Below are 5300 nucleotides of genomic sequence, written 5' to 3' on the forward strand. Positions count from 1 at the left end.
ACTATCTCTGCGAGCAGTTACGCTCGCCTAGACTGATTGTTGCGTAAGTCCTAATAAATTTATACATAGTAGATAAAGTTATAATAAATTCAACATAACTATAAGAAGGAGTCAGCGATGGTAAAAATTCGTGAAGGATTACCTCTGATAGACGAACATGCCACGCAGGACGACAGCGCGGCACAGCTGGCCACGAGCCAATGCGCTTATCAATATGCAAACAGCCAAATCCCTCTCGATATTAAATACCAGCTGGCCACCAACAAGCTACATACCGCCTTTGATCGATCAGCACCACACGCAATGCATACGCACGATCCAAAGCTTGCCAACGAGTATTCGAACAACGCCCTCTTGGATGAAGACAACTTACTGTCAAAAAAAACCCTTGAGACAGTCAGTCTAGATCACGTCAACATCGACGTTCCTACTTGGCTAAACAGTGTCGCCAAGCGTATCGGACAAGAATCCGTTCCTCTATTAAGCGCCGCTTGCGATTTTATTCGCGACCACATGAATACCAGCGAATCCGATCGTTCGGGTACGTACGTCACTGGTATTGGTATGACCGATATACTGACCTACCTCTATCAAGATGAAAATGCACTCGTCGCAGCCATCCTTTATCGTAGTGCACGTAAATCCATCGTCACTATCCCAGACATCGAAAAAAAATTCGGTGCGGATATCGCTACTTTAGTCAAAGACACTTTAGCGATGGGAAAGTTGTCTGAGATTATCGAAAACAATAAACGTTTAGAAGATCATTTCGTCAATAATCAACGCGATCAGCTATCAAACATATACAGCATGCTGATCTCCGTCACCAACGACGTACGCGTTGTGTTGATCAAACTGGCCGAACGTACTTTTGCTATGCGTGAACTGGCGTTTTCTGATGCCGCTCGACAAAGCCGTGTGGCACGTGAAGTGATGACTATTTATGCTCCTTTAGCGCATCGATTGGGTATTGCTCAGCTAAAATGGGAACTTGAAGACTTAGCGTTTCGTTATCTTGCCCCTGATCGCTATAAAGAAATTGCCAAACTGCTCTCCGAAAAACGCAGCGAACGTGAGTCGTATATTCAACGTGTTCAAGACCAGCTTAATGAAGCATTAGCAGAAGCCAATATAGAGGCTGAGGTCTCTGGACGCGTCAAACATATTTACTCCATCTACCGAAAAATGAAGCTTAAAGGCTTATCATTCCATCAACTTTATGATATTCGTGCACTACGTGTCCTAGTCAACAATCATTCAGACTGTTATCACGTGCTCGGCATAGTACATGGCCTATGGCGCTATATCCCTGAACAATTTGATGACTACATTACCAACCCTAAATCTAATGGGTATCGCTCACTGCATACTGCAGTGATTGCTGAAAAGAAATCGCTCGAAGTACAAATACGTACTAATGAAATGCACTTTGAGGCTGAGCTTGGCATGTGCGCGCATGTCAATTATAAAGAAGGTCTAAAAAACAAACAAAACAGCTACCTCAGTCAAAGAATCAGCTCTTTGCGTCAACTACTATCCATCAATAGTAATGAAGCGCGCCATCAACTACGTTCCTCTTCACTGACAGGTGAAGAACTAGATGAGACAGAGGTTGATGAAGAAGAGCAGCTGGTTGATTTTGACGGTCTTGAGCGAATTTATATCTTCAGCCGCGACGGTGATATTACCGAACTGCCCAAAGGGGCTACTGTTCTGGACTTTGCCTATTATGTACACACACAGGTAGGTAATCGTGCACAAGCTGCACGTGTCAATCAGCGCTATGTACCACTAACTTATCAGCTCAAAACAGGCGAGCAAGTAGAGATTATAACCAAATCCTCCCGTGAGCCCAATCGTGATTGGTTAGTCGCTTCGTTGGGATACATTCATACCAACCGTGCACGATCGAAACTACGTCAATGGTTTAACAAACAAGATCGTGACAAAAATATTGAGATTGGTCGTCAAATGCTCAGCAAAGAGCTTGGACGGTTATCAGTACACCCAAACAGCATTGACCTGAATGACTACACGCAGTATTTTAACGTCAATAGCACTGATGATATTATCATCGGCCTAGTCACTGGCGAGATTGGTTTAAACCAACTCACCAGCCATATTTCTCGACAGCTACACCTAGAGCCTGAAAGTCCCCCAGACGACTTTATACTCAGCGTAGATAACAAAGAAACAGGCAAACTCGACCCATACAAAATCCATGTTGATGGGTTGGATAATACCGAGATCCATTTAGCCGGCTGCTGTCATCCGGTCCACGGCGAACCTATCGCTGGTTACATCACGTTATCACGAGGCGTCAGCATCCATAACCGAGGATGCCCGGAATACTCACGTCTGATCGAACGCGATCCAGAGCGTGCAATTGAGTCTGCGTGGCGAGTACAATCTGGTCGTTATCAGCCCGTGGATATTCACGTGGAAGCCTATGATCGACGTGGACTACTGCGTGATTTGACCCAGATTATTGATAAAGAAAATGTGAACATTCGTCAGGTCGAAACGCTTAGCAACGAAGACAATATTGCCTTTTTGAAATTCCATATCGAAGTGTCAGGACTGGCTCATTTATCCAAGCTTTTGGCCAAACTAGAACAACAGCATGGTATCCTACATGCCCGACGTGCCGTTGCTTGAACCCCCGACAGAACGATAAACTCACTCAATCATATATTTGATCTAGCGCCTCATGCCTGAACTACCCGAAGTGGAAACAACCAAAACCAGTTTGATCCCTTTATTGGGTCAGCAGCTTGTAGATATAAAAGTTTTCCAGCCAAAGCTACGCTGGTCGATGCCAAGCGACTTAGACAGGTTGGTTGGCTGCGTATTAGATAGCGTCGAGCGCCGTGCGAAGTATCTGATACTTAACTTCTTACCAGCAGTCAATGACAATACCGACGCTAGCCATCAAGTCAATACAGCTGAACCTATCAAGCTTTTAGTCCATTTAGGCATGTCAGGCAGTTTGCAGCAGCATGAGCTTGATGCTACAAAGCGTAAACACGATCATCTAATGATGACATTCATGAGTGACGGTGATACGAAATGCCAGCTGCACTATCACGACCCCAGACGTTTTGGCTCAGTATTATGGTATCAGGACTATAGCAGCAGACTGTTAGATCATTTAGGCCCTGAGCCATTATCAGATAACTTTACCGCAGACTACCTCTATCACCTGATTCAGCGTACCACTGTACCCTGTGAAAAAAATAATGACACTGCTAGTAATAGTGTTAAATCCAGAAAAAAGCCCATAGCTCGTCCCATAAAATCAGTCATCATGGAACAACAAGTCGTCGTCGGTGTGGGTAATATTTACGCTACCGAGAGCCTCTTCCTATCTAGTATTCATCCAGCTACCCCAGCTCATCATTTGTCTTTTGATCAAGTATTTATCTTAGTCGGGCATATTAAGACAATCTTGCAGGAAGCGATAGAGCTAGGAGGATCAACCCTGCGTGACTTCACTGTCGCTAACGGTCAGACAGGCTATTTTCAGCAGACTTTAAACGTCTACGGCAGACAAAATGAAAACTGCCTGCACTGCGAAACCCTACTTGAGAACCTGAAACTGAACGGACGTGCTAGTGTCTATTGTCCAAACTGCCAACCGCTTGTTTAACTGTTGCTCACTCCGCTTTAACCGGCCCTCATATACCTGAAGTAATGCTTCGCTAGTGCTATTTACGCTGAACATACTCAAATTTCAATATAACTGACACATAAATTCATTTTAATTTATATATTATGCGCATTTATATTGCTTATTAACTCACATCTTGCTTTAATAGCGATAGCACTTGCAGAAATAGTGCACCCATTTGTTTACCTGTAATATTCAAACTGCCTATCGTTGGCACGACGTCTCTGCGTGAAAACTGTAGCTGCCATTTATCGTACTAATTATGAGTTTTAGGATATCATTATGACGGTTAAGACCAAAAACCATCGCTCAGTTAAGCAAAAATTTTGTACGGTAGCTGCAAGCTTGGGTTTAATGGCCGTTTGCATGCAACCCGCCTTGGCAGCAATAGAGATTGATGAGACTGACTTCGGACCTTCCTACGACACAATGGTCGTTGATACAGTAGTAGGTAAGCCTTTACAGCTCGTAAATGCTGTGGCCGGCACTGCCGCTTATGTTGTTAGCCTGCCATTTTCTATTATCGGTGGCAATACTGATCAAGCACAACAAAAGATGGTTATTGAGCCTTGGAGTGCGATGGGACGCTGCTTAGGTTGTACAGTAGCCGAAGACAACTACTACAAATCTCAAGCAGTAGATGACAACATCGTACGTATCGTCGTTGACCAACCTTCGGAAATCCTCATCAATACCGATGACTATGTTGTAGTGACGCCCTAAACTAAATTTTTAGAGCGTACCTTCAAGAACGAAAAGGGCTGGCATGATCGCTAGCCCTTTTTTTATCAGTTGTCTTGATCTGAAATAAGTTTACCAAAAAGAAGTATAGACAAGACGAATCTTGCCTATTTTTTAGTGATAACGTTTCAGTAATTAAGAGAATATAATCCTCAAATATAATAGCCAATGAACTGCTGCTATTTTTATGATAGTCAATCAGCTCCTCGTATCTATCAATACGAATATTGATATCTAGTAATATACATTAGGCTAGCTAATATTCCGCGTAGTAAAAAAAGCCAGATACACAAGGTATCTGGCACTTAAAATTCATAAAAAACAAATATCATGCGTAACACTAAGCGATCAAAGGGTATTTAATGCTATTTCGTATCGCTTAACTTACTGCTAATCTCACGAAGCAGTTGCACTTCTTCTGAAGGTTCTTCTACCACCTCTTCTTCTTCTTCCTCATCCCGACGCATTTTATTGATAGTTCTAACCATCATGAAGATGATAAATGCTAAGATTAAGAAGTTAATCAGTACTGTAATAAAGCTACCGTATGCTAATACAGGGACACCAGCCTCTTTTAGCGCATCATAAGTCATGGCGACACCTTCTGGAGCATCACCTAACAACAAGAACATATTTTTGAAGTTGATTTCACCACCAAAAATAAATGCAACAATCGGCATAATAATATCTTCGACCAAAGATGTCGTGATGTTAGCAAATGCACCGCCGATGATGACACCCACTGCTAGGTCCATCACATTACCTTTTAACGCAAACTCTTTAAACTCAGATGTCATACTCATAGTCAAACTCCATAATTTTTTTGGATTATACACCCCACTCTCAACTTCGAAAGTGATTGAAAAAAGAAGAGCACCTCACTAATCTA

At 42.8% G+C, this 5300-nt stretch carries 4 protein-coding genes; 3 read left to right on the forward strand and 1 reads right to left on the reverse strand.

Features of this window, described 5'->3' with window-relative positions; translation table 11 throughout:
* Nucleotides 1–117 precede the first annotated feature (117 nt).
* From L0J61_RS08995 to L0J61_RS09005, 3 genes are all read left to right on the forward strand, one after another.
* Nucleotides 118–2658: a bifunctional (p)ppGpp synthetase/guanosine-3',5'-bis(diphosphate) 3'-pyrophosphohydrolase gene (locus tag L0J61_RS08995; protein WP_301466109.1), complete on the forward strand. Its 2541-nt coding sequence runs from the start codon at nucleotides 118–120 to the stop codon at nucleotides 2656–2658.
* Between the two features lie 52 nt (nucleotides 2659–2710).
* Nucleotides 2711–3649, forward strand: coding sequence for a bifunctional DNA-formamidopyrimidine glycosylase/DNA-(apurinic or apyrimidinic site) lyase (gene mutM / locus L0J61_RS09000; protein ID WP_301466110.1), 939 nt, complete (start codon nucleotides 2711–2713; stop codon nucleotides 3647–3649).
* A 303-nt stretch (nucleotides 3650–3952) separates the two neighbouring features.
* Nucleotides 3953–4393, forward strand: coding sequence for a hypothetical protein (locus tag L0J61_RS09005; RefSeq protein ID WP_301466111.1), 441 nt, complete (start codon nucleotides 3953–3955; stop codon nucleotides 4391–4393).
* A gap of 383 nt (nucleotides 4394–4776) precedes the next feature.
* Here L0J61_RS09005 and mscL read toward each other — a convergent pair whose 3' ends face one another.
* Nucleotides 4777–5214, reverse strand: coding sequence for a large conductance mechanosensitive channel protein MscL (gene mscL / locus L0J61_RS09010; RefSeq protein ID WP_301466112.1), 438 nt, complete (start codon nucleotides 5212–5214; stop codon nucleotides 4777–4779).
* Between the last annotated feature and the right edge of the window lie 86 nt (nucleotides 5215–5300).

The organism is Psychrobacter sp. (genome assembly GCF_030457785.1).
GTDB lineage: Bacteria > Pseudomonadota > Gammaproteobacteria > Pseudomonadales > Moraxellaceae > Psychrobacter.

Coding starts and splice junctions, on each gene's coding strand:
- L0J61_RS08995 (WP_301466109.1), top strand. CDS start 118: ATGGTAAAAATTCGTGAAGGATTACCTCTGATAGACGAACATGCCACG.
- mutM (WP_301466110.1), top strand. CDS start 2,711: ATGCCTGAACTACCCGAAGTGGAAACAACCAAAACCAGTTTGATCCCT.
- L0J61_RS09005 (WP_301466111.1), top strand. CDS start 3,953: ATGACGGTTAAGACCAAAAACCATCGCTCAGTTAAGCAAAAATTTTGT.
- mscL (WP_301466112.1), bottom strand. CDS start 5,214: ATGAGTATGACATCTGAGTTTAAAGAGTTTGCGTTAAAAGGTAATGTG.